Raw genomic sequence first — 24,808 nt, forward strand, 5'->3', positions numbered from 1 at the left:
CCTGCGAAGTGGTCAGGCCTTCTCGTCGGACTTGTACTCGTAATAGCCGTAGCTGTAATAGCCGGTGGCACGTTTCTCGACCGCGTTGAAGATCGCACCCTTGATCTGCACGCCGTTCTGCTCGAAGCGCTGCAGCGTCAGCTCGATTTCCTTGGCCTGGTTCACGCCGAAACGGGTGACCAGCAGGCTCGAGCCCGCGTGGGTGGCGACCAGCGCCGGATCGGTCACAGCCAGGATCGGCGGCGTATCGACGATCACCAGGTCGTACTTGCCGGACATCTCCTGCAGCAGCTGAGCGAAGCGCGGGTGCATCAGCAGCTCGGCCGGGTTCGGCGGAATGTCACCACGCACCATGTAGTGCATGTTGTCCAGGCCGGACACTGGATGGATCACGTCGTCGACGCTGAGCTTGCCGCCCAGCACGTCCGACAGGCCCTTCTGGTGCGACACACCCAGGATCTTGTGCAGGGTGCCCTTGCGCATGTCGGCGTCGATGACCAGCACGCGCTGGCCCGCCTGCGCGATGACCGCGGCCAGGTTGGTGGACACGAAGGTCTTGCCCACGCCCGGGCGCGGGCCCGAGATGGTCAGGATGTTGTTCTTCGCTTCCAGCATGGCGAAGTGCAGGCTGGTACGCAGGCTGCGCAGCGCTTCCACGGTCGGATCGGCCGGAGCGGTCACCGCCAGCAGGTGCTGGCGACCGTCGGCCACCACGCGCGTACCGTGCTTGCCCTTGCGCAGCTTCGGAAGGGTGCTGGACTCGCTGAGCGGGATGGCGGCGTAGACCGGCAGGCCCAGGGCCTCGATGTCTGCCGGGTCTTCGATGCCCGGGTTGAGCATGCGCTGGAGGAAGACGAAGGCGATCGAGAGGAAGCCGCCGAGGAGGGTGGCGATGGCTACGATCAGGGCCTTGCGGGGCGCAACCGGGTTGGCGATGTCAACGATGGCCGGATCGACAATACGCACGTTGCCGACCGCGCCCGCGCGGGCCACATCGAGCTGCTGTGCCTGATTCAACAGCGCTGTGTACAGCTCGTTGCTCACCTGCAGGTCACGCGTCAGGCGCAGTAGTTCCTGCTGGGTTTCCGGCAGGTCACCGACCTGCTTCTGGAAGCCGCCTTTGCGGGCTTCCAGATCACCGATCTGGCGCAGCAGTGCACGATAGGCCGGATGCTCGCGCGTGAAGCTGCGATCCATCTCAGCCTGCTTCAGGCGCAGCTGCTGGATGCTGGCCTCGACGGCCACTTCCTGTTCCAGCAGACCCTTGGTCTGCATGGTAATGTCCACGGCCTTCGAGCGCGACTGGTAATCGCTCATGGCGGCCTGAGCCTGTTCGACCTGGCGGCGAATGGTCGGCAGTTGATCCTTCACAAACTGCAACTGGGACGCGGCTTCGGCCGAGCTGCGATCCACGTTCTGCCGAACGTAGGCATCGGCTACGTGCTGGACGAGGGCCTCGGCACGCAGCGGATCGGCATTCTCGTAGGACAGCTGCAGGATGCCAGATTCCTTGCCCTGCTCCGTTGCCTTGATGTCTTCCTGCAGCTCTGCAACAACGTCCAAGCGGCGCAGACGGGTCACCTCGAACTGCATCCCCGGGTTGGCACGGAGCGTGTCCACTTCCAGAGTGACTCCTCGGCCCTTGGCGGGCACGCCAACCTGACCCTGCAACAGCTCGTCGCCATCCTCATCAAACAGCACGAAGTCCTTACCGTTATCGCCAACTTTCAACGCCATGGTAGTGCCAACGAGCGGGAGCGGCACTTCAAGACGATGTATGCCAAGTACGTCGCCACCCCAGCCATAGCGCGCCAGACCAAACTTCGGCGGCGCCACCTGATCTTCGGTTTCAGGCTTGAAGCGGCGGACGAAGAAGTTGCCGAACACCGGAAGGCGCTTGGGTTCGATTGCCACTTCCAGATTGAGCTTGTCTACCGCGTCCCCAATGACAGTGCGTGAGGTGAGAAGAGCAACTTCGGTGGTGGCTGCCGTGCTGCCACTTCCACCCAGCGAGGCGAGATCAGCCAAGCCGGGGATGCTCGGCATCTTCGACTCCACCTGCACCATCGCCTGGGCCTGGTAAACCGGGCGCGCGAGCAGCGCATAAGCAACGCCAGCAATGAAGAACGCGGCAGTCGTGCCAACGATCCACCATTTGCGATCAATTAGCGCCCCTAGCAGCTCACGCAGATCGATTTCATCATCCTTGACCGCTCGAGAGTCCATTTGCTTCGTCATCGCTTCCACTTCAATTCGGGAACAACTGCCCAGGTAGAGGCAGGTCTTGGGAGGTTGCACAGCACCAGCAACGCAGCGTGGTGAAACGACGCGTGTTGGCGCGAGGTCGAGGCCGTTGCGCCACGCGACCAGCAGTCCACAGCAGAACAAGCCCTACAGTTTAGCCCATGTACAGGCTATGGCGACGCTCAGTTGGGAAATGAACGGCCCTGAATCCCCAGTGCTCTGTTACGATCGCGCTCGGAAGCATTGCAAAAGTGACCCATGTCACATTTTTTGATGATCCCCTCGAGCGAATGGACGATCCGATACTCCAACTTTAAACCGGCAGGATGCCACTCATGAACGATTTTCACCCGTCTCGCAGCGTGCGCGATTTCGCACACGGACGCGGCTGCGCGTGTTCCTACCTGAATGTCGGGCCGCCAGCCTGCCATCTGGGGAGTACTCGAGGCCGCCTGTAGTAGCATCGCAACCCCCCGAACCAAGCGTGGGCTCGCTACTCCCCTGCCTGAACGGCCGGCGCCCCGCGTCACCTGCATTGCCAGCGGTGCCGCCGCTGATGCCCCCAGCCTCCCCAGATTGCCGCAAAAGGAATTGAGATGAAGATCGCTGTTGTTGGTACCGGCTATGTCGGCCTTTCCAACGCCGTCCTGCTCGCCCAGAACCACCAGGTCGTGGCCTTGGATATCAACGCAGAGCGTGTGGCCCTTATCAATGCGCGCAAGGCGCCCATCCAAGATCGCGAAATCGAGGACTATCTGGCGACCCGCACGCTGCAGCTGTCGGCCACGTTGAGTCCAGAGGAAGCCTACGCCGACGCGAGCTTCGTGATCATTGCGACGCCTACGGACTACGACCCCCAGACCAACTACTTTAATATCAGCTCCGTGGAATCAGTGATCCGCGACGTTTCGTCGATCAATCCCGATGCGGTGATTGTTATCAAGTCCACGCTTCCGGTGGGGGGCACCAAAGAGCTGGGCAAACGCTTCAACTCGTCGAACATCATTTTTTCGCCCGAGTTCCTGCGCGAAGGCAAGGCGCTGTACGACAACCTCCACCCAAGCCGCATCATTGTCGGCGAGCGCTCCGAGCGCGCGGCCACTTTTGCCAAGCTCCTCCGGGAGGGTGCGCTGCGCGATGACGTTCCTGTCCTTTTCACCGATTCGACCGAAGCTGAAGCAATCAAGCTCTTCGCCAATACCTATCTGGCGATGCGTGTAGCCTACTTCAACGAGCTGGACACCTATGCGGCGTCCCATGGGCTGGACACGCGCCAGATCATCGAGGGCGTAAGCCTGGATCCACGCATTGGCACGCATTACAACAATCCATCTTTCGGCTACGGCGGCTATTGCCTGCCGAAGGACACAAAACAGCTGTTGGCCAACTACAGCGACGTACCGCAGAACTTGGTCCACGCAATTGTGGAAGCCAATCGCACGCGCAAGGATTTCATCGCCGATGAAGTCATTCGTCGGGCGCCGAAGGTCGTCGGCATCTATCGTCTCGTGATGAAGGCCGGGTCGGACAACTTCCGCGCGTCGGCCATCCAAGGGGTGATGAAGCGGATCAAGGCCAAGGGCATTGAGGTTATCGTGCACGAGCCTGTACTCAAGGATGAACAGTTCTTCCATTCCGCCGTAGTCAATGATCTGGGCCGGTTCAAGGAGCAGACCGACGTGATCATCGCGAACCGCCTGACTGATGAACTTCAGGACGTGAGCGGGAAGGTCTACACCCGTGATCTGTTCGGATCAAACTGAGTCGTCGGCAATGACCAATACTTCTCCCTACACGTTCCCCGTCGTAACTGTCGGCGGCCTGCCAACTGCGTCGGTATCACGGCAGGCGCTCGCAGACTGCATGGTCCGCGATTGCCTGCAGGCGCGCGCTGACCGTGAGCGCTGGACGCCCCGCGTCGTACTTTCCTCCAATGGGCAGGGCATTGCTCTCGCAGGCCGGGACAAATCGTTCGCTGCAGCAATGTCGCAGGCGGACATCATCCATGCCGACGGCATGCCCGTGGTGTTTGCCAGCCGCATGACCGCGCACCCATTGCCAGAGCGCATCGCGACGACCGATTTTTTCCATGACGCGGCTCGTGCAGCAGAAGCCCATGGGCTGAAGTTTTTCATCCTCGGCGCCAAGGATGACCAGAACAAGGCCGCAGTGGCTGCGATCCAGAAGATGTACCCGAAAGCCGAGATCGTGGGCCGGCGTGATGGTTACTTCTCCGCCGAAGCGGATGACGAGGTCTGCGCAGAGATCCGTGCGAGCGGGGCGGACGTCCTTTGGGTTGCGCTGGGCAAGCCGCGGCAGGAGCACTGGGCGCTGCGTAACAAGCACAAGCTCAAGGGCGTCGGCTGGATCAAGACCTGCGGCGGCTTGTACGCATTCCTTGCAGGCGATGCACCGCGTGCGCCCGAGTGGATGCAGAAAGCCGGCCTCGAGTGGCTGTTCCGGGCTGCAAAGGAGCCGAGGCGACTTGCCTTCCGCTACGTTGTGACCAATCCCTACTCCCTCTTCCGGTTGCTGACCGCAACCACCCGTGGAAGCTGAGCCCATGCCCCTTGCCGCTGCGCCCTTGCCCACCGAAGCTCCCGCGACGAAGATGACCCCGTTCAAGACCAACGTTCGCAAGCACTTCAGCCAGCAGCATGCGACGTTGCTCGCGTTCTGGACGGGGGATGGACAACGCCCCCAGGCATCCATCGAGAACCATTGCGACATGGTCTACTCGTTGTTCCTGCTGGGTGACCTGGACGATGTCAGCCCGTCGGCCGTGGACGCGTTCTGCGAGCTCGCTGCGAAGACCCGTCTGCCAGGATGGAAAACCACAGAGGTGCTCGAGGAAGGAATCTCGGTCCATAACTGTGCTTATCTGTTCGGCACCCTGAACCTGCTCGGCACGCGCTTCCCCGGGCTGTATGCCAAGGTTCTGGCGGGACGAACCTTCCATCTTCCCGAGCTTGCCGACCCGCAGACATTGCGTCCGGTGTTTTCAGCCAAATGGGCCCACCACAATTGGCGGGTAAGCCACTGGATCGGCGGCGTACCTTCCATCCTGATCTCTCTGGAAGCGAACGTTCCCCACCTGCTGCCCCGTACTGGCCTGGCCGCGGGCTGTCGCGATGCCGTAGACGCCCTCATGGACCCGCGTACTGGCCTGCTCCGGGCTTACCGCAGCGACCTTCTGCAGAAACTGTTCCGCATCGCGTACGGCCTGCGTCACGCACCAGACCTGGGCGACATGGGCGGCGTCGCGCATGTTCTTTGGGTCGACCATGTAATGCGGCGCAGATACATGGCCGTGGAAGCCATCCGGGCCGAGGCATCCAGGCTGCTGCTGGGCAACAGTCCTTTCATGGAGAAGGTCCCCTACTGCTTGGACTTCGACATCATCCAGGCACTTCGCACTGCCGCCGAACAGTCGACACCCGCAACCGCGCTGGAGCGCGACCGCGCGCGTGCACTGATGCGCAGCATTGAAGCATTCTTTGAGAATCCCAGCGAAGGCTACACGCTCCACAAGATTCCGGGGGCCCTGGCAACGCATCATGAGTGTGCGCTGCTGGTCGAAACCTCAAACTCACCGGCCTCTGGCGGTGAGCCGCTTGATGTCATCAAGGCAGCGAACTGGCTCTAAGGTCGATCAAATTGGAGAGCAAAGCTGGTTCAGCGGCAGACCTCATGTCGCGTACGAAGGTTGCGGTCCTGTGGAACGCGGGCGGTCGAGTCGCGCGTGTCGCGCTGCAGATGCTTTTCATCCTTCTCATGGGCCGGGTGCTGGGCCCAACGGAATTCGGAATCGTCACGCTCGCACTGATTCCCTTCCAGATTGCCACTACGCTCGGAACACGGACATTCACGCAAGCGCTAATCCAGAATCAATCCTGGATGGATGGACTCCATCGTGAAACTGCCCGGGCAAGCTTTGTTTCAGGACTGGTCGTCTTCATCCTGATTGCTGCGTGTGGTCTCGCATTCGGGTACGCCAACCAATCGTGGGATTACTTCATCATCATCGCCGCAATGGGACTGAGCGCCCCGATTTCATCAATGGCGGTGGTTGCTCAGGCGCGCCTCAGCAAGGAGATGGAGTTCGCCAAGATCTCTTTGGCGGAGACCATCGCCAGCATCGCTGCCGTAGCGGCGGGACTGGCATATCTGTACATTTGGCGCGACGTGTACGCGGTCGCTGTTTATGCACTAACCCAACGGAGTGTTGAGACTCTCCTCATCTACATCACAGCACGGCACCGGGGCTTCCCAGCGCCGGCCGAGAAGGCCACCCTGCGAAGCACACCTGGCGACATCAAGCCGGTCGTGCGATTTACCGCGCCCCTTTTCGGAATGAACCTGCTGACGGCTGCGATCCAGTCGATCGACCAGATTTTCGTCGCACTCCTCATCGGCACGGAGGCGCTCGGTCTATACGGCATGGCAAGGCGGATTACAGAACAGCCAGCTCGCCTCATCGTACAGGCCCTTGAACGTGCACTGTTCCCCGCCGCCGTCCACTCGCTCGACAGTAGATCATCCGCGGGCCAGATCTATGAACGCGCCATCGTAACGATCTGCTTTGTCTCAGGTGCAGCGTTCTTCGTTCTTGCCGCAGTCGCCCCGACACTGGCCCCTCTTCTCTTGGGTGACCACTGGCGAACCGCCGTTCCGTTCGTCCAGGTATTCGCGATCCAATCGGCGGTGCTTCCGGTTGGAGCAGTTTTTCTATCTTTCATTACTGCAGCAGGCGCGACCGGCAAGCAGTTTGCATTCACGCTCAGTCGTTTCGCGACGCTTCTCATTTCTACGGTGTTCCTTGCATGGCTGCTCGACTGGAGTGCCATGGAGTTGGCCATTGCTACGACTGTTGCCAATCTTCTGCTTGTGTACCCCAACATGCTACTGGCGGAGAGAACGGCAGGAGTGAGTAGTCGCGCCGGCGGCATTTCCATTCTTCGAGGTCTTGCGCCAGGCGCCATTGCAGGCCTGGCCGCCTACAGTGTCAGCGGCCTTGATTTCACACCAGCTCTCCAAGTCGCTATCGCACTTACTGTCGCCCTAGCGGCACTTGTGCTGTCCGCCTTGATAATTGTGAAACCGGCATATCGAAAGACCAGGAACAGAGATTGAGTCAATGACCTCCGAAAACCCACTCGTAACCGTCGTGATCCCGGCTTACAACCGAGCGCATAGCATCGGGGCGGCAGTGCAGTCAGCGATCTCTCAGGATTACCCCAATTTGGAGGTCATTGTCATCGACGATGGTTCCACCGATGGTACTTCCGAAGTCGTTGCCGCTATCGCGAACCCGGCAGTGCGTTGCATCCGCCAAGCCAACTCAGGCGCAAATGTTGCTCGAAACCGTGGCATATCTGAAGCTCAGGGAGAGTACATCGCTCTGCTTGACTCCGATGACACATTCCTTCCAGGCCACATCAGCCGCTCGATCCGGCACCTCGAGAAAGACCCGGGGAGTGCGGTGTTCTCGCGAATCGTTGTTGATCGCGGCAGCGATCGGAAATTTCTGAAGCCGCCACGAGCACCTAAGGAGGGCGAACCCATTTCCGAGTACCTTTCATGCGCTGCCGGCTTCGTGCAGACAAGCACGGTAGTCGTCCGAACGGAGACCGCCCGGACGGCCAGATATCTTGAATGGCTGCCCTACGGTCAGGACGTCGACTTCGCCATCCGCGTGGAGCGTGCTGGCTACCGGTGGCATATGATCAACGATCCGGGCGCAGTCTGGAACGATGTGAAGAGTGGAAGCAGGATTTCGGCAAGGACAGATCCTGCGGTTCGGCTGCGCTGGGCGGAGGAGGCGCAGCAGCTTCTTACCAAGAAAGCGCTGAGGGGATTCAAGGGTTGGCGCGTGGCGAAGGCTTACGCCGAGCACGGCCAGACGCTGAAGGGGCTGACTCTCTGGTTAGAAGCGGCGGTGACGGGCACCTATGCACCCAAGCACGCCGCTATCGTGTTCCTCCAGGTTGCACTTGCCAACGGTTGGTATCGCAAAGTCGCGGATGTTGGTGTTGGACTTCGCTCATCGAAAAAATGAAGTAGACGCATGAAGATCCTGATATATCGCTCTCGGCTGCTCGCAGGCTCAGAGACATTCATCGCCGACCACTACGATGCCTTGGAAAGGTCAGGAATTGAGTGCGCGTTCGCCTGCGAGGAGGCTGTTGGCGATAGCATTGATCGATTCCGGCACGTAAAGAACCGCGATGCGCATGGCGGAAAGTTTGCGCGGCTGATGCAAAAGACACTCTTCAATCTGGCACCGAATTGGTCTCGGCTTGCAGCAGAAGTACGTGCACTTGCCCCTGACGTAATTCACGCGCACTTCGCTACCGATGCTGCGGAAATCCTCCCTATCGCAGAGAGGCTGGGAATTCCACTGATCGTCACTCTCCACGGATTTGACGTAACATCGAAGGCGAGCTACTTCGCAAAGAAGCTCCCCTTCAAATGGCCGTACGTGCTTCGTGCAGGCCGGCTGCGCCAAAGAGCTGCGGCATTCCTGCCGGTTTCGGACTTCCTGCGTGACACTGCAATCAGCAAAGGATATCCGACGGAACGGACACATACGCACTACCTCGGAACGGACCTGGATCGTGCACCAGCGGTCAGCTCAGAGCCGCGGAAGAACATCCTTTTTGTCGGTCGCTTGGTAGAGAAAAAGGGATGCCACTATCTCATCGCGGCATTCAGAAAGATGGTGGCCAATGGCTTTGAAGGAAAGCTTCTGATCATCGGCTCCGGCCCCCAGATGGAACCATTGATGCGCAGTTCTGAGGATCTCCAGGACCGCATTGAGTTCTTGGGAGCTCAGGATCGGGAGACCGTACTCAAGCACATGAGCTCAGCGAGCGCATTCTGCATGCCATCGATGCCAGCCAAAAGCGGGGACAATGAGGGACTGGGGATGGTATACCTCGAAGCTCAGCTTACTGGCTGCCCCGTTGTGGCATTCGATCAAGGGCCTGTCCGCGAGGCCGTCTGGGAGGGAGACTGGGATCTTCTAGCCGAACAGGGAGACATTCATTCACTGGCGGAGAAGCTTTACCTCGCTATTCGCGATGATAAAGCCTCTCATGATCTTCAAGTAATGAGGCGTGACGCGGTCATTCGAACGTTTGACCTTTCCACAAGAACCAGAGCTCTCGGACAAATTTACGCGAGCATCGGCACAGAAAAATGAAATTGAAGAACAGCCACTCACGACTATCCGCCCCAATCATTATTTTTACGATTGCCCTAGTCTACTTGTTTGTCCAAGACATTCCATTTCAAGATCGTGGAACAAGAATAGACCTGGATGAGGGTGGCTCTGGGTCAATTATTCGGCAAATATTCTTCATTGCTGTTGCAGCATATTTTTTTCTGAAGGGCATTGTTTCGAGAAAGATCTCAAGACACTTCTTCCCTTGGTCGATTGTTGCACTTCTTCTGTGGTGGTCGATTACGGTCACATGGGCAACATCGCCAGAAATTTCCTTTAGGCGACTAGCCTTTAACGCGATAATTTTTATCTGGATCTATTCTGCAACAGCAGTTGTCGGCCCGAAAAGATCTCTTCAAACCCTCAAAAATGTATCGTTCGCCCTAGTATTCGCAAGCCTGATTAGCGGCCTTTTGATACCTAATGCTATCCATCAAGCAGGAGAAATGGATTCCGGGCTTGTGGGTGCATGGAGAGGTGTGTTCTATCATAAAAATCAAGCAGGCCAAGTCGCCGCAATCGCATTAATACTCGGCGTCTTCTCCGCGTTTCCAGGCTTCAGCTTTAAATCGATTCGGCTACGTAAAATTTTCCTGCCATTGCTCGGCACCTTTGGCGGATTTGCATTACTCATACTATCAAACTCAAAGACATCGATTGGCATGCTTCTGCCGGCTCTGCTAATCGGGTACGTGTGCACTCATATTGCGATGTCTCGCTCACGACTACTGGGATACGCAGCCCTCATTCTGACAGGTACCGCGGCAGCATCTGCCGCTATTGCGATATTTTTCCCACAGATTTCATCAATCCTTACAACGCCTGAGTCCTTCACCGGTCGCGCGGGAATGTGGGCAATTCTAGTCACAATGATCATTGACCGACCAATTTCCGGCTTTGGTTTTGGGTCAGTTTTTCAAGCAGGCGCGGAATCGGCCATTTCCGGATATGCCAACTGGTCGTACCTAACCTTTGCTCACGGGCATAACGGCTATCTTGACCTAATCGTGGCAACCGGCTTTATTGGATTCGCACTGTTTTTGATTTCAATGTTCTTATCCCCGACACGCTGGACGCTGAGGCTGCAAGACAATGACTCGGACCTGCGAGGAGGAATGATCGGTCTTATCACCTTCATTGCTCTGCACAGCCTTCTCGAGACTACGTTCATGAATCCACAGCAACCTCTCTGTGTCGTACTGGTAATGATTGCCGCTTCGTCCTACCAAATGGCCTCTACAAGCAGGCATCAGCCTGTAGCGAGGCTAAGCCGCCGTCAGCCTGTAACGAGACCAAGCCTGTGACTAGAACACTGTACAGCCTCCAATATTTGAGGGCGACCGCCGCTGCACTTGTTGTGATACACCACGCACGGGAACAGTTTCCCGGAATAAAACAGCTATTCCAGAGTCCGTTCGGGTCCGCTGGCGTCGACGTGTTCTTCGTTATTAGTGGATTCATAATGATGTACGTTTCGCATGGTCGCAACAATGATCCACTACCCTTTTTCATCCACCGACTGGCTCGAGTCGCGCCACTCTATTGGGCATTTACTTTGCTCTTAGCAAGCCTACTCATTATTGCACCTTCCACGTTTAGATCGACCGAGTACAGTACATCAGCCCTGATTAACTCACTTGCATTCATTCCATATGAGTGGGACGACGGCAGGGTCCGGCCACTACTCTCCATTGGCTGGACGCTTAACTATGAAATGTTCTTTTACGCACTTTTCTCGATTTCCCTGTTCTTTAAGGAATCAAAAAGTAGAATTGCCTTTATCTCAATCACACTATTGACCTTGATAGTCTCATCCGAGATTTTTTCATCAGGACTTGGAGAGAAATCAACCTATCTATCCCATTATGGATCGACGATTACGCTGGAATTTGTGGCCGGCATGGTTACGGCGAAGATGTTCTTAAGCGGAACATTTGGCAATCGCACGCGGGGAGTGACGCTATTATCAGTTGGAATTGCCTTATTCATCCTCACAGCCATATGGATGCCTGAGGATGGTCGACTTCGATTCCTATACTTTGGTATTCCGGCTGTATTGGTCGTCCTCGGCTGCCTAGACATCGAGAGCTCATCGAAAAGAGAGAAAGGTAACAGGCTATTGTTGGCGCTGGGCGAATCCTCTTATTCTCTTTATGTCTCACACATTTTCACACTGGGCATTCTGCGCGCCTTGTTCGGCGCACTGGGTATTAAAGTGAATGACTGGCCATCAGCTATAGGCTTCATCGCCATCGGCCTCATTGCGTGCGAGCTCGTCGGATATCTTGTGTACGCACTGTTTGAGCGCCCGGTGTCCAAGGCATCCAAGAAGTTGGTTTCCAACGCCATTCTTCGGCAAGCCTAGCCTTTTACACTTAACTCCGAGGCAACCAATTGAACAGGCGAAATTTCCTCATCTCAAGTTCGCTACTGGTCCCTGCACTTTCTGCTCATGCGCTACCTTTACAGGTTGCAGGTGGCGACAGAAAATCTGGCCTGAATGATATTGCCAGGAGAAAGGGGTTGTTCTTCGGGTCTGCCGTCAACGTCAGCGAGCTGACCAATGACGCGCAAGCAAAGGCAATCATTGACGACTGTGGAATCATCACTGCTCAACGCGCGCAGAAATGGCCGATCATGTGGCAATACCAGGATCATGAGACGCCAGAGGAAGCCGATCTAGTTGCTCAATTTTCTTTCCAGCACGGCCTGCTACTTAGAGGGCACGCGCTCATCTATGATGCCTTCATGCCCGACTGGGTAAAAGCGCTTGATAAAACAGCAATGCGAAGGGCTTTTGATCGAAGGATCAGTTACGCAGCTAGCCGTTGGAAGGGTAAAGTCCATTCTTGGGACGTCGTAAATGAAGCCATTGAGCCGAACGACCATCTAGCCAATGGACTTAGAAACTCCCTGTTCATGAAGGCACTCGGCCCCTCTTACATTTCCGATGCATTCTTCAGAGCAAAGGAGTGCGATTCAAGTGCATTGCTTTGCTACAACGATTACAATCTAGAATCGACCGCAATTTTTGCGGATAGACGTCGACGGACAGTATTGAAACTTCTGGAGTCATTGAAAAAGCGCGGCGCGCCCGTCGAGGCTCTCGGAGTTCAGTCACATCTCAAATCTCAGCTCAAGTACGATGATCGAATCTGGCGTGACTTCCTCAAGGAAGTAGCTGATATGGGTCTCAAGATCATAGTTTCAGAGCTTGACGTTAATGATCGATACTTTAGTGAGGACATTGCTAGGCGGGATGCTCAGGTTGCGAGCATGACTTCTCGATACCTCAACGTGACTCTGGATGAGCCTAAGGTCATAGGCATAGTCAGCTGGGGCCTTAATGATGGCCAATCCTGGATGGCAGCCCGTCAGCGAAAGGGCGATCCAGGATTCATTCGTGCTGACGGAGCAGTCCCGCGCCCCCACCCGCTGAGCTCTTCACTGGAGAAGAAGCCGATGTGGTATGCAATCGCTGACGCGCTCAGGGCGGCACCCGACCGGTCTTAAAGCTCAGAATGGTAGCCACGCCATGCCCGAAATGGTTACAATCACCGGCCCCTAGTGGGGAGGAAGTGACCGACGATGATTGCCATAGCGGTCAATTCAGTTTATTTCACCACAACGCGCCCGTAGCTCAGCCGGATAGAGTAGTGGCTTCCGAAGCCATTGGTCGGGGGTTCGAATCCCTCCGGGCGCGCCATCTTTCCCTGCCCTCATCAGCGCAGGAGCCCCAGCCCCACACGCACCATGGCCTGCAGCATCGGCCGTGCGACGCCGTGTCCGGCCGAAGCAGCACGCGTCGAGGGGCGCCTTCCCACCTCACTCGACGATGTCGGCGCGCCCCGGTTGCCCGAACACGGCATCGTGCCAGTAGCTCTGGCGTCGTCTGAACCAGCGTGCGAAGCGCCGCTCGTCAAACACCCGCAACTGCCGTATGTCCACCTGATAGCGATGGAACAGCGCCAGGAGCTCCGTCAGCGCCTCGTCATCCACCCGCTGGCGATCCACCTGGATATGGAGAATCCGCCCCTTCCCTGCAACGTCGACCACGCAGGGCAGCTGCTGCAGCCGCGCGAAGAAGCTCGCCTCATCCTGTCTGGAGTAGAACACCACTCTATCGGACTGGAGTTCCACCACGTTCCTTCCTTCCACCATCGGGCCTCCTCTCCTGTCTTTCAGGGTGCTGCGGCAAACCCAAACCGCGCCCGCACCCCAGCGTCCTTCTCAACCAGATGCAGGGTGAACAACTGCGTCGCATCCCGCGACCAGCTCCCCTCCAGCCAGCGCCACGTAGCCGCATCCACCCGCGGCAGCTTCCGCTCCAGGTAGTAGACCCGGCTGCCATCACCCGAAAAGCACCCATCCAGCAGCTGCCAGCGCTCGCGATCCACCCCGGGCAGCGGCTTCCCGTCGCAGTAGACGTTGCTGTCATCAACGGCGTACAGCGGGTCCTCTGGCACCCCTTGCAGCTGGTCGCCACGCAGGCAGTGCTTCATGCGCCGGCCGCAGTACCAGCCGCCATGGTCATCGGCCCCGTAGCCGCCACCGAGATCACGGAACGTCGTGCAATCCGCCCCGGCCAGCGCCTTCAGCGAGGTCTCGTACTCGAAGTAGACGGCATGGTTGTCCAGCCAGTAGGCGCCGCACTGCCGGAAGCTGTCGCGGTCGATGGAGGTCTGCCGGGTCCACGCGTGATAGACCGCGTGCGCATCGCGAGCGATGAAGAAGTGCGCCGGAATGAACTCGAAGCTCGCTGCATCGGCCTTGCGCAGCAGTCGGCCCTGGTGGAACACCCGGCCATCGTGGATGCGCCAGAGTTCGATGCCGTAGGGGCCGACGAATCGCTGGTCAGGAAGTTCGCTGATCTTCTGCCATGGCATGGTCTGGGGCTCCGCCAGTGGTGGGGCCGCTAGTTCAATGCGGTCGGCGGGAAAAGCAGCCGAGCGTTGGCTCGGCTCTACAGGTGTCAATGGACCGATGCAGACGGCAACGCCAGGCATGTGCGGCGTTGCCGTTGATGTGCAAATCAGTACTTCCCGTCAAACGCAAAGATCGGCTTGCGCTGCTTCCACGCGCCAGCGGTGAAGTCCGGGAACTCCAGCGTCTGGAAACTATTGGCGATCGACTGCTCGCTCAACGGCGTGATCGCACTCCAGGTCACCGCGTCGTAGATGTCGATCGGCATCGGTGCCTTGGCCTTCAGTGCTTCAACAAATGCATGGATGACGAACCAGTCCATGCCACCGTGGCCGGCGCTGGCGGCGGTGTCGGCGTTGTGCTTCCACAGCGGGTGCTCGTACTCGTCCTGGTACTTCTTGAACTCCTCCCACTGGTGCGGCGGGCTGCGGCCTTCGATGTGGATCGAATGGTTCACGTCCATCCACAGACCCTTGGTGCCCTGCACGCGGAAGCCCATCGAGTACGGGCGCGGCAGCGAGGTGTCGTGCTGCAACAGGATGGTCTCGCCGTTCTCGCAGGCCAGCGTGGTGGTGACGATATCGCCGAGCTTGAACTTCACCTTGGTGCTGGGGTGGGAGGTGCCGCCACTCTTGGCCACGGTGTACTCGTGCAGGCCACGCGCCTTGGTCGCGAAGGCGTTGATGTGCGTGAAGCGGTTGCCGCGATTGATGCCGGTGTACATCGCGCACGGGCCAATGCCGTGGCTGGGGTACAGCTCGCCGTTGCGTTCCACCGAATGCTCGGTACGCCAGCGGGCTTCGCTCCAGCCCTTGGGGCCGAATTCCACGCCACTGTCATAGGGCTGGTTGGGGTCGCCGGAATTGAACTTCACGCCGCGCAGGTCGTGCTGGTAGCCGGCCTGCAGGTGCACCAGCTCGCCGAACAGGCCCTGGCGCACCATCTGCAGCGCGGCCATCACGTCGCGGCGGTAGCAGACGTTCTCCAGCAGCATGTACGGGGTACCGGTGCTCAGCTGGGTCTTCAACACGTCCCAGTGGTCCTGCAGGGTGATGCCGGCCACTACTTCGCAGCCCACCGCCACGCCGGCCTGCATCGCGGCAATCGCCATCGGCGCGTGGTACTCCCACGGCGTGGCGATGATCACGCCATCGATGCCCTTCTGATCCAGCAGGCGCTTCCAGGCATTGGTGTCGCGATCCTGGCCGTAGGTCTTCGGGGCCGGCTTGCCGGCCTTGGCCACCATGTCCATGGCGCGGCCGAGCATGATCGGCTCGATGTCGCACAACGCGACCACCTCGACATCGTCGCGGCGCACCAGCTCCTTCAGCAGCACCAGGCCACGCATGCCGGTGCCGATCATGGCCAGGCGCACTTTGCGCCCGCGTGCCCACGCCGGGGTCTGCGGCAGCAGGCTGCTGGCGGCGACAGCGGCACTGGCCGCGATGAATTCCCTACGCTTCATGGCAGACATCTCTCCTCTTGGCAGCGAGCCGGCCGTAGCCGGCCCGCCGGGTCACGCAAATGGAATTACTTGAAACGGTAGCCGATGGTCACACTGTACCCACGACCGAAGATGGTGGCGTAGTCACTGGAGTCACCCAGGAAGCTGTTCGGATCGTAGAACGGCAGGCGGTTGAACAGGTTCTTGACGGTGAAGCTCAGGTTCCACGCGTCATCCGGGCGCCAGGTGACGCTCATGTTGGCGGTCCACCACGACGGTGCACCATCGCACTTGCTCTTCTGCAGGGCCAGGTAGCCGCCGGTGCAGGTTTCCTTGTTGTTGCTCTCTTCGTCGATCTGGTCGGTGGCCCACTTGGTGCCACCCACGTAGTTGACGAACATGCTGGTGGTGACCTGCTTGTAGGTCCAGTCGGCATTGAGCGTGGCACGCAGGCGCGGGTTGTTGTAGTAGCCCACCACGTCGCCGTAGTACCAGCCGTTCTCCGCGTCCATGTAGAAGCGGTTGCGGTTGGCGATGGTGGCGGCCAGGCCGATGTTCAGGTTGCCCCAGTCGCCCAGCGAGAAGCGGCTGCGCGCGTCGATGTCGAAGCCGTCGATCAGCGTCTTGCCGCGGTTCTTGTACTGGCCAACCACGCTGGCCACGTTGCCGGCGGAGTAGCCCGGCAGGGTGGCCGGGCAGCTCACGCCGCTGGCCGGGTCGGCGCACATCGCCGCCAACTGGGCAAGATTGGCACGGTCGCTGTCGGTGATCGGCGAGCGCGACATCGAGATGATGTCTTCCATGCGGCGGTAGTCCGGCGCGACGATTTCATTGTCACGGTAGATGAACCAGTAGTCGGCCGACACCGACAGCCAGGTTGCTGGCTCGTATACGAAGCCGAGGGTGGCGATCTTGGCCTTTTCCGGCTTCAGGTCCTTGTTCGGCTGGGTCATGCGCGCCACGGTGCGGCTGCAGTCGACGTTCAGCAGGTTCTTGCCGAGGTCGACGTCACCCGGCCGCTGCGACTTCAGCAGCAGGTTGGCGATGGCGTTGGTCTCGCCGCAGCGCAGCTCGTCACGGAAGCCACCGAGCTGTGCGAACACGCCGCCGTTGCCGGACTCGGCCAGGCTCGGTGCGCGGAAGCCGGTGGAATAGGTGCCGCGCAGCATCAGCTGGTCGAAGGCCTGGTACTTGAAGCCGATCTTCGGCGCCACGTTGGCACTGAAGTTCGGGTACTTGTCCACGCGCACCGCCGCATCCAGTTCCAGCTTGTCGGTGATCGGCGCCACGGTCTCGGCGAACAGCGCATAGGTGTTGCGCTTGCCATCGAACCACGAGCCACCCTGCTGGGTGATCAGGCCGTTGGCCGCATCGGCATTGCCCGGGGTGTAGAAGGTCTCGCGGCTGGCGTTGAAGCCGAACGCGGCGCGCATCTCGCCCGCCGGCAGCTGGAACAGCGGTCCTTCGATCTTGCCGTCCAGGGTATGCAGGCGGGTCCACGACTGGATGTCGAAGGTCGGGAACGCTTCACGGATCAGCGCGGCGTTGGCTTCGCTGATCTCGCCGAACTTGTACGCCGGGTGGTCGGAGATGATCACGCGGCCGGTGCCCGGATCGATCGTGTACGGGCCGAAGGCCTTCTCGAAGCCCTTGGTGTTGACGTTGATCGTCTGGTAGGTGGTGGAGTGGGTACCGGCGCTGGCGAAGGCGGTCTCCCAGTTCCAGTCACCGCGGTTGCCACGCGCACCGGCCAGCACGCGGTAGCTCTTGTCGGTATTGCGCTGGCCGAAATAGTTCGGGCCGGCATCCTGCAGCAGGTAGTTCAGGCCGACCACCCCGCCCATCATCGCCTTCAACTGCGGACTGGCATGGTTGTATTCGTTGTTGGGGCCCAGGAACGGGTACAGGAACTGGTTGACGGTGTTGCCGGTATTGCGCGAGAACCAGCTGGTCGGGTTGCCGGTGGTGGTGCCGTAGGTGCGCGGCGTGCCGCCGTTGGCGCGCAGGTCGATGTCGGTGTAGGTGGCCTCGGCAAAGATCTCGGTGTTGTCGCCAACCAGGAACGTGCCGTTGAGGTAGGCGGTGTTGCGCTCGGACTTGGCACCGGCATCGATCTCGTTGTTCATCCAAGTTTCCCAGACGCAACGCGGACCGGCCGCTTCACTGGTCAGCACGTTCCTGCAGCCCGGCGCAGCTTCCTGCACGCGGCGGCCGGTGACCGGATCGAAGGCGAAGTAAGTGCCCGGATTGAATTCACCCGGCTTGCTGCCCACGCCCAGGCGCAGGTTGTTGAGGTAGTTCGGATTGTTGACGTAGTACTGGTCGGGCCGCTTGTCGTAGAAATCGCTCAGCGGGATCGCGTCGCGGCGGTACATGTTCACCGCGCCGTAGATGTTGAAGCGGTTCTCGGCCAAGTCACCGAAGCCGGCGGTGATGCTGGCCTGGCGCTCGCCGTAGGAGTCGATGCGCGAGGACGTATCGTTGGTGAAGCTGACCTCGGCACCCTGGAAGTTGCGCTTGGTGATCACGTTGATCACGCCGGCCACCGCGTCGGTGCCGTACACCGCCGAGGCGCCGTCGGTCAGCACTTCCATGCGCTCGATGGCCGCGGCCGGAATCGCATCGATGTTGACGAACTGGGTCTGGAAGCCGGCCGGGGCACCGTAGTACGACAGGCGGCGACCATTCAGCAGCACCAGGGTGCCCTGCGCGCCCAAGCCACGCAGGTTGGCCTGCGAAGCACCGTCGGAACCGGTGAACAGCGAACGCGCGTCCTGCTGCGCCGGGCGGGCGGCCGGCAGGTTGTCGAGCACCTGCAGCAGCGTGCGCGCACCCATGTTCTGGATGTCCTGCTTGCTGATCACCTGCACCGGCGAGGCGGTTTCCACGTCGGTGCGGCGGATGTTGGAGCCGGTGACCTCGATGCGGGCCAGGTCGGTGGCCTTGTCCTTGCTCTCCTGGGCGAAGGCAGGAACGGCGACCGACAGCAGCACGCCGGCGATGGCCAGCGACAGCGGAGCGATCGAACGACAGGGGGGGCGGTGGTGGCGGGCGGGCAACATCGGGGTTCTCTCCTGGCAGGGGTGCAGCGCAATAAGTGAGCGCGTGGGCGTTCGGCGGGCAAAACGCTCCCGGGCCACGGCCACGAGGGCCGTAGTCGGAATGGGCGGGGGGAGGAGCGGTGTTACGAGGGGGTCATGGGGCGACGATGCTGGCGGAGTCGCCCTCCTGGCCGATCAGTACGGCGTTGGCCCAGTTGGCACAGACCTGGGCGGGTTGGCTGCCCTGCGCACCCAGCGTGCGCAGGCTCAGGGTGGAAAGGCCACGGATGTCCAGCTCCGGCTTGACCACGCCGGGTGCCTTCACCAGGCCGCTGTCGTACAGCAGGCGGTTGTCACCCCAGACCTGGAACTGCAGGCCACCGGCGCTGCGGCAGGCGTCGTCGATGCCGAGGTCGGCACGCAGCAGGTGCCAGCCGCCCTGCAGGCGCAGGTCGATGCGGCTGTTGGCGCCGACGCCCAGGCCACGGCGGAACTGCAGGCCGTTCATGCGCATGCCGGCGTCGCCACGGAACGACTGGTCGGCGCGCACCTGGCTGGCCAGCGCGGCCGGCACCGGCAGCTCGGAGAGATAGCGCTGCCGGGCCGGTCGCTCCGGTTCCTGGTGTTCGAGGATGTGGAAGGTGGATAGTGCGATCGGGCCGACGTCGCGCGGCTGCAGCGCATCGAAGGCGCGGGCACTGCCCTGTGCGGCGGTAACCATCGGATCGGTGCTGCTGGCACCATCGCCTTCCGGGTTCTGCACGCTCAGCACGCGGAAGCGCAGCAGGCGGCCGGCATGGGCCGGGAACGCGATGCGCTGCACGCCTTCCTTCAGCTGCAGGCGGCCACGTGCGATCGGCTCACCCCATTCGCCATTGCTGTCGCCCAGGTACACCTCGTAGTCGCGTACCTGGCCGTGCTTCCAGTTCTTGTCGTTGCGCGGCGCGATGTCGATGCCATCGATCATCCTGCGCTCGCCGAACCCGATCACCCACTCATGCGCACCGGTGCGCACGGCTTGGTTGCGCACACTGCGGAACCAGGTGGCCGGGTCATCATCGAAGGCATTTTCCAGCGCATGGCCGGGCTCTTCGGCCGGGCGATTGACCACCAGCAGGCTGTCGGCCGGCAGTTCGCGGCCGAGTACCGGCGCAGCCGGATAGGCATCGTCGGCGGCCGCAGCGGCCACCTCGAAGTCCAGCTGCAGCTGAAGCGGCTGGCGGATGTCCTGGGTAGCGGTACGCACGTGCAGCGTGCCACGGCGCTCCTTGGCATCGAAGTACCAGCCTTCAGCCGCACCGTTGAACGCCGCCGCATCGGCCAACGCCGGCAACGCGCGGCCACCGGCCTGCACCGCGCGCGGCGCCTGGCGGCTGAGCACGCGCAGGCCATAACGACGCTGCGCCAGCTGGCCGTTGTACTGGCCCTGCACCGCATCGATCTGCACCTGCACCGGGCCACTGCCCTGCGCCGGGGCCTGCACGCGGATCTGCTGCGTGCTCGACTCGCCCTGCTGGTAGCGGCGCGTGTTGCCATCGTCTTCGTACAGCGTGTACTGCGAATCGCCCTGCGGGTACAGGTCGAACGTCACTTCATCCAGCGGCTTCTCGCCGTCGAACAGCATCGACGGGTACATCGGCAGGATCGCACCGGCACGCACGAACACCGGCAACGTGGCCAGGTCCACCTGGCGGTCGAGCTGGCGGCCGTCGGCGCCGGCCTGCACGCGGCGGCCATCCCAGTAGTCGATCCAGCCGCCGGCCGGCAGGTGGATGTCGCGGCGCCAGCCACGGCTGGCGGCCTGGCTGCGGTACACCGGCGCCACCAGCAGGTCGCGGCCAAGCAGGAACTGGTACTTGTAGGTTTCATCCTGCGCATGCGGGTCGCGCGGGTTGTCCCACATCAGGCCGCGCACCGGCGGTGCACCGGTCTGCGCGGCCTCGTGCACCAGCCCGTACATGTACGGGGTCAGGCGCATCTTCAACTTCAGGTAATCGCGGTTGATGCTGCGATAGGGCTCGTCGTACCACCAGGGGTGCTTGCGTGCGTTCGACGACCAGCCGCTCATGCCCATCAGCACCGGGGTGAAGGCTTTCCACTGCAGGTCGCGGGTGAAAGTCTCGGCGCTGCCGCCGAAGATCGCATCCACATCGCCACTGGCGTAGGCCATGCCGGACAGGCCCGACCCGACCAGGGTCGGCACGTGCCAGCGGATGTAATCCCAGCTGCTGCTCTGGTCGCCGGTCCACGCTACGGCGTAGCGCTGGATGCCGGCCCAGCCCATCACCGTCCACAGGAACGGGCGCGAATCGGAATTGTCGAGGATGCCGTTGAACGCCTGGCGGTTGGCATCCATCGCGAACTGGTAGCCCTTGCCGGTCCAGGCCACGTCCAGCTTCTGCACGCGGCTGCCGGCCTTGCCCACTTCCCAGGCGATCTTGTCGACGCCGTTCTCGGTCCACAGACCGGTGCGGAAGCCGTACTTGGCCAAGCCCTGCACGGTTTCCGGCAGCTTCTTGTAACCGCAGCCGTAGCCATCGTTGGGCAGGATCCAGCCACCGGGCATGTCGTGGGCGCGGTACTGCTTGGCCACCGAGTCGATCACATCCGGCGTGGTGCCGGTCGGGCCGTCACTCCAGCCTTCGGGCACGGTGCCGGGCTTCTTGCTGTTGTCGCCGTCGTTGTAGCAATCGGCGTCGCCGTAGGACAGCGCCCAGCGCGCGACCATGTTCGGGCGGCCAGTCAGCTGGGTGTAGCGCTCGATCAGTTTCGGCAGGTCGGCGCCGACGAAGTAATAGGCGTCGAAGCGGTCTTCGCGGTGCAGCAGCGTGGCCTGGTCGGCCTCGCGCAGATCGTAGCTGCCATCGCTCCAGGTGTTGCGCAGCATGCCCCAGCCACGGCTGCTCAGCAGCATCGGTGCAGGGCTGGGGCGGTCGCCCTCTTCCCAGCCGCCGGAATAGGACACCTCCAGCTCGCGGCCCTTGAACTGGTAGCGGCCGTTCTGCTGGCCGCCACCGAAGTAGCCCTCATCGGCCTGCGAGGACAGCACCTGCACGCTCTGCGTGGCATCCAGGTCCAGCGGCTGCAGTTCCTGCCACAGCGCGGTGGGCTGGCCGTTGTCCAGCCGTTCCAGGCGCATGCGCAGCGGCTGCCGCTGTACATGCAACACCAGTGACTCGGTGCGCACGCGGATTTCCTGTGCGTCTTCCTCCAGTTGCGCCTGCACATTGGCATTGGGCTGCGGCAGCACGATCGGTGCGGCCTTGTCGCCGGCACCGGTCAGCGTGCCATTGCGGCCTGCCTGCACGCGGATGATGTCGGTGGCCGGCAGTTCGATGCGGATGCGCGCGCCCTTGTCGGTCTGCAGGTCCCAGCCCTGCACGCCGTCGCGGCTGGCGCTGGCGGCAACCGAACGCAGGTTGCCGACCGGCTCGGCGCGGGCCGTCATGGACGCCAGCATCAAGGCCGGCACCAGGGCCAGCATCAGCGGCGAGCGACGAACGCAGATTTCCACACGGACTCCCAACCCGTTCACCGGGCGTTTCGAAAGCGGTTGGGCCGACTCTAGGGCAGCGATTCGAAAGATGTCAACAAATTGAAAGGAAAAAGGAAGATATATTCCTTTGAAACGAAAGATGTTGCATTGCAATACTTTGTGTAAACGCTTGCAGCCGCCTGTTAAGCATTGTGCGATACGGCATTCGCCCCGTTCTTTCGTTTTTCCGAGCACTCGGCTGCAAGAAAAGTCATCACGCTGTTTTCTTTCTTTTTACTTTCGATGTTTGACATTTCGAAAGAAAACGCAGATGGTGCGCTGGCCCAACTGGAACCTCCGAATGGACGTCACCCTGCTTTCCGATGTGTCCGCCTGGCAGCGCCTGGGCGGAGCCGATACCGCTACCGAAATCGCCCAGCAGCCCGCGCTGTGGGAAGCCCTCGCCCAGGACCTGTCGCGTGCCCGCGACCGCCTGCAGGCCTTTCTTGGCAACAGCCTCAACGATCCCAACCAGCGCGTGCTGTTCACCGGCGCCGGCAGTTCGGGCTTCATCGCCGAAATGGTGGCCGACGCGATCAATGCGCAGTGGCCGGCCGAGGTGCGCGTGGTGCACACCACCAGCCTGCTGACCCATCCGGCACTGTACCTGCAGCGCGACCGCCCGACCCTGCTGGTGTCGTTCGGCCGCAGCGGTTCCAGCCCGGAAAGCGTGGCCGCGGTGGAGCGCGTGCGCAGCGATGTGGATGACGCGCGCTTCCTGGACATCACCTGCAACGCCGATGGCGAACTGGCCCGTCGTGGCGCTGGGCATGCCGATACCTGCACCCTGCTGATGCCGTCGGCCAGCTGCGACCGCGCCTTCGCAATGACCAGCAGCCTGACCTGCATGCTGCTAGCGGCACTGACGGTGTTCGATCGCTCGCCGTGGGATGCGCGCGTGGCGCGCCTGAAGCAGATCGCCGCGCTGGCCCGCGAAGGCCAGGCGCAGTGGGACGCACCAGTGGCAACGCTTGCGCAGCGCCCGTTCAACCGCGTGATCTACCTCGGCAGCGGCCCGCTGGAAGCGCTGGCGCGCGAGTGCGCGCTGAAGGTGCTGGAGCTGACCGCCGGCCGCGTGCTGGCGTTGGCCAACACGCCATTGGGGTTCCGCCATGGCCCGAAGTCGACGCTGGACGGCAACACCCTGGTGGTGGTGCTGCGCAGCGTGCAGCCGCTGGCGCGCCGCTACGAACAGGACCTGCTGGAAGAACTGCGCCGCGACGGCGTGGCCGGCCAGGTGCTGGCGATCGGCCCGCATTCGGACATCGGCGCCGATGACGAATACACCCTCACCGTGCCGGCACTGGACGATCCGTGGCTGGCACCGGTGTGGCTGGGCTTCGCGCAGTTGTTCGCGCTGCAGCGCTCGGCCGCGCTGGGCCTGACCCCGGACAACCCGTTCCCGGACGGCACCGTCAACCGCGTCGTCAAGGGCGTCACCATCCACCATGGCTGAGCTGATCGCCCACGCCTGCTACGGCATCGACATCGGCGGCACCAAGATCGAGCTGGTGGCGTGCGATGCGGCGATGCAGGTCACCTGGCGCCGCCGCGTGGCCACCCCACAGGGTGATTACGACGGCTTCCTGCAGGCGGTGGTGGCGCTGGTCGCCGAGGCGGACGCCGCCCTCGGCCGCAGCGATGCGGCCATCGGCATCGCCCTGCCCGGCGTGCGCGACCGCCGCAGCGGCCGCCAACTCAGCGCGAACGTGCCTGCACTGACCGGCCAATGCGTGGCGCAGGATCTGCAGGCACGCCTGCAACGCCCGCTGCACTTCGGCAACGATCTGCAGTGCTTTGCCCTGTCTGAAGCGCACGGCGGCGCGGCTGACGGCTACCCCAGCATGTTCGGCGCCATTCTCGGCACTGGTGCCGGTGGTGGCTTCTGCCTGCAGGGCCGCCTGCTGACCGGTTTCAACGGGCTTGCCGGCGAATGGGGCCACTGGAGCGTGCCCGGTCATCTGCTGCAGCGCCACGGCCTGCCGCTGATCGACTGCGCCTGCGGCCTGCAGGGCTGCGTGGAGCGTTATGTGTCCGGCAGTGGCGTGGCGATGATCGAGCGCCACCTTGGTGGCAGCGCCGCCGACGCCAGCGCCGTGATCGCCCTGGCCGAAGCCGGTGATGCCCGCGCGCGCAAGGCGCTGGACATCCACCGCGACCTGCTCGGCCACAGCCTGGCCGCGCTGGTGCTGGCGCTGGACCCGCACGTGATCGTGCTCGGCGGCGGCCTTTCGCAGTACGCGCCGCTGTACCAGCAGCTCCCGGCGGCCATCGCCACCCATCTGTTCAACGGCGTGCAGGTCCCCCCGATCGTGCCCCCGCGCTTCGGCGATGCCGGTGGCGCACGTGGTGCCGCCCTGCTCGCCTGCCAGCCCTCGTTTTCCTGATTGACCGGA

At 61.5% G+C, this 24,808-nt stretch carries 17 protein-coding genes and 1 tRNA gene; 12 read left to right on the top strand and 6 right to left on the bottom strand.

Annotation, left to right across the window (positions count from 1 at the left end; genetic code table 11):
- Positions 1-12: 12 nt before the first annotated feature.
- The gene (locus BN1263_RS01335; RefSeq protein ID WP_058979005.1) at positions 13-2,238 is read right to left on the bottom strand and encodes a polysaccharide biosynthesis tyrosine autokinase; all 2,226 of its coding nucleotides are present in this window, start codon (positions 2,236-2,238) and stop codon (positions 13-15) included.
- A 602-nt stretch (positions 2,239-2,840) separates the two neighbouring features.
- Between BN1263_RS01335 and BN1263_RS01340 the strand changes: the two genes are divergently transcribed.
- The 10 genes from BN1263_RS01340 to BN1263_RS01375 all read left to right on the top strand — a co-directional run bounded on the left by BN1263_RS01340 (position 2,841) and on the right by BN1263_RS01375 (position 13,175).
- Positions 2,841-4,007: a nucleotide sugar dehydrogenase gene (locus tag BN1263_RS01340; RefSeq protein ID WP_058979006.1), complete on the top strand. Its 1,167-nt coding sequence runs from the start codon at positions 2,841-2,843 to the stop codon at positions 4,005-4,007.
- Between the two features lie 10 nt (positions 4,008-4,017).
- Entirely contained in the window at positions 4,018-4,803 is a 786-nt protein-coding gene (locus BN1263_RS01345) for a WecB/TagA/CpsF family glycosyltransferase (protein WP_144435313.1), read from the top strand.
- Positions 4,804-4,807: 4 nt separating this feature from the next.
- Positions 4,808-5,890, top strand: a complete 1,083-nt coding sequence (locus BN1263_RS01350; protein WP_058979011.1) for a hypothetical protein — start codon at positions 4,808-4,810, stop codon at positions 5,888-5,890.
- Positions 5,891-5,934: 44 nt separating this feature from the next.
- A complete protein-coding gene (locus BN1263_RS01355) occupies positions 5,935-7,377 on the top strand; it encodes an oligosaccharide flippase family protein (protein ID WP_058979012.1) in 1,443 nt (480 codons plus the stop codon).
- A gap of 4 nt (positions 7,378-7,381) precedes the next feature.
- Positions 7,382-8,302: a glycosyltransferase family 2 protein gene (locus tag BN1263_RS01360; RefSeq protein WP_058979014.1), complete on the top strand. Its 921-nt coding sequence runs from the start codon at positions 7,382-7,384 to the stop codon at positions 8,300-8,302.
- 9 nt (positions 8,303-8,311) lie between these two features.
- Positions 8,312-9,448 (top strand): glycosyltransferase, encoded by a 1,137-nt coding sequence (locus BN1263_RS01365; RefSeq protein ID WP_058979016.1) that lies wholly within the window; start codon positions 8,312-8,314, stop codon positions 9,446-9,448.
- Positions 9,445-10,773: an O-antigen ligase family protein gene (locus BN1263_RS19875; RefSeq protein WP_080398757.1), complete on the top strand. Its 1,329-nt coding sequence runs from the start codon at positions 9,445-9,447 to the stop codon at positions 10,771-10,773. Before BN1263_RS01365 ends, BN1263_RS19875 begins: the two co-directional genes overlap by 4 nt.
- The gene (locus BN1263_RS19880) at positions 10,770-11,834 is read left to right on the top strand and encodes an acyltransferase family protein (protein ID WP_167692769.1); all 1,065 of its coding nucleotides are present in this window, start codon (positions 10,770-10,772) and stop codon (positions 11,832-11,834) included. Before BN1263_RS19875 ends, BN1263_RS19880 begins: the two co-directional genes overlap by 4 nt.
- Before the next feature lie 29 nt (positions 11,835-11,863).
- A complete protein-coding gene (locus BN1263_RS19885; RefSeq protein WP_080398759.1) occupies positions 11,864-12,982 on the top strand; it encodes an endo-1,4-beta-xylanase in 1,119 nt (372 codons plus the stop codon).
- Positions 12,983-13,098: 116 nt separating this feature from the next.
- A tRNA-Arg gene (locus BN1263_RS01375) sits at positions 13,099-13,175 on the top strand.
- 119 nt (positions 13,176-13,294) lie between these two features.
- On the opposite strand, the gene BN1263_RS01380 is transcribed toward BN1263_RS01375, so the two are convergent.
- The 5 genes from BN1263_RS01380 to BN1263_RS01400 all read right to left on the bottom strand — a co-directional run bounded on the left by BN1263_RS01380 (position 13,295) and on the right by BN1263_RS01400 (position 22,391).
- Entirely contained in the window at positions 13,295-13,609 is a 315-nt protein-coding gene (locus BN1263_RS01380) for a hypothetical protein (RefSeq protein ID WP_222102691.1), read from the bottom strand.
- A 41-nt stretch (positions 13,610-13,650) separates the two neighbouring features.
- Entirely contained in the window at positions 13,651-14,355 is a 705-nt protein-coding gene (locus BN1263_RS01385) for a DKNYY domain-containing protein (RefSeq protein ID WP_058979023.1), read from the bottom strand.
- Between the two features lie 146 nt (positions 14,356-14,501).
- On the bottom strand, positions 14,502-15,857 hold the full coding sequence (locus BN1263_RS01390) for a Gfo/Idh/MocA family protein (protein ID WP_058979024.1): 1,356 nt from the start codon (positions 15,855-15,857) through the stop codon (positions 14,502-14,504).
- Positions 15,858-15,922: 65 nt separating this feature from the next.
- Positions 15,923-18,898 (bottom strand): TonB-dependent receptor, encoded by a 2,976-nt coding sequence (locus tag BN1263_RS01395; protein ID WP_058979027.1) that lies wholly within the window; start codon positions 18,896-18,898, stop codon positions 15,923-15,925.
- A 133-nt stretch (positions 18,899-19,031) separates the two neighbouring features.
- Positions 19,032-22,391 (bottom strand): TIM-barrel domain-containing protein, encoded by a 3,360-nt coding sequence (locus BN1263_RS01400; RefSeq protein WP_058979029.1) that lies wholly within the window; start codon positions 22,389-22,391, stop codon positions 19,032-19,034.
- A 322-nt stretch (positions 22,392-22,713) separates the two neighbouring features.
- Between BN1263_RS01400 and BN1263_RS01405 the strand changes: the two genes are divergently transcribed.
- On the top strand, positions 22,714-23,868 hold the full coding sequence (locus BN1263_RS01405) for an SIS domain-containing protein (protein ID WP_058979030.1): 1,155 nt from the start codon (positions 22,714-22,716) through the stop codon (positions 23,866-23,868).
- Positions 23,861-24,799 carry an ROK family protein gene (locus BN1263_RS01410; protein ID WP_058979032.1) on the top strand — a complete coding sequence of 313 codons (939 nt, stop codon included), beginning with the start codon at positions 23,861-23,863 and terminating at the stop codon, positions 24,797-24,799. Before BN1263_RS01405 ends, BN1263_RS01410 begins: the two co-directional genes overlap by 8 nt.
- The last annotated feature ends 9 nt before the right edge of the window (positions 24,800-24,808 follow it).

This window comes from Stenotrophomonas thermophila (assembly GCF_001499715.1).
Taxonomy (GTDB): Bacteria; Pseudomonadota; Gammaproteobacteria; order Xanthomonadales; family Xanthomonadaceae; genus Stenotrophomonas; species Stenotrophomonas hibiscicola.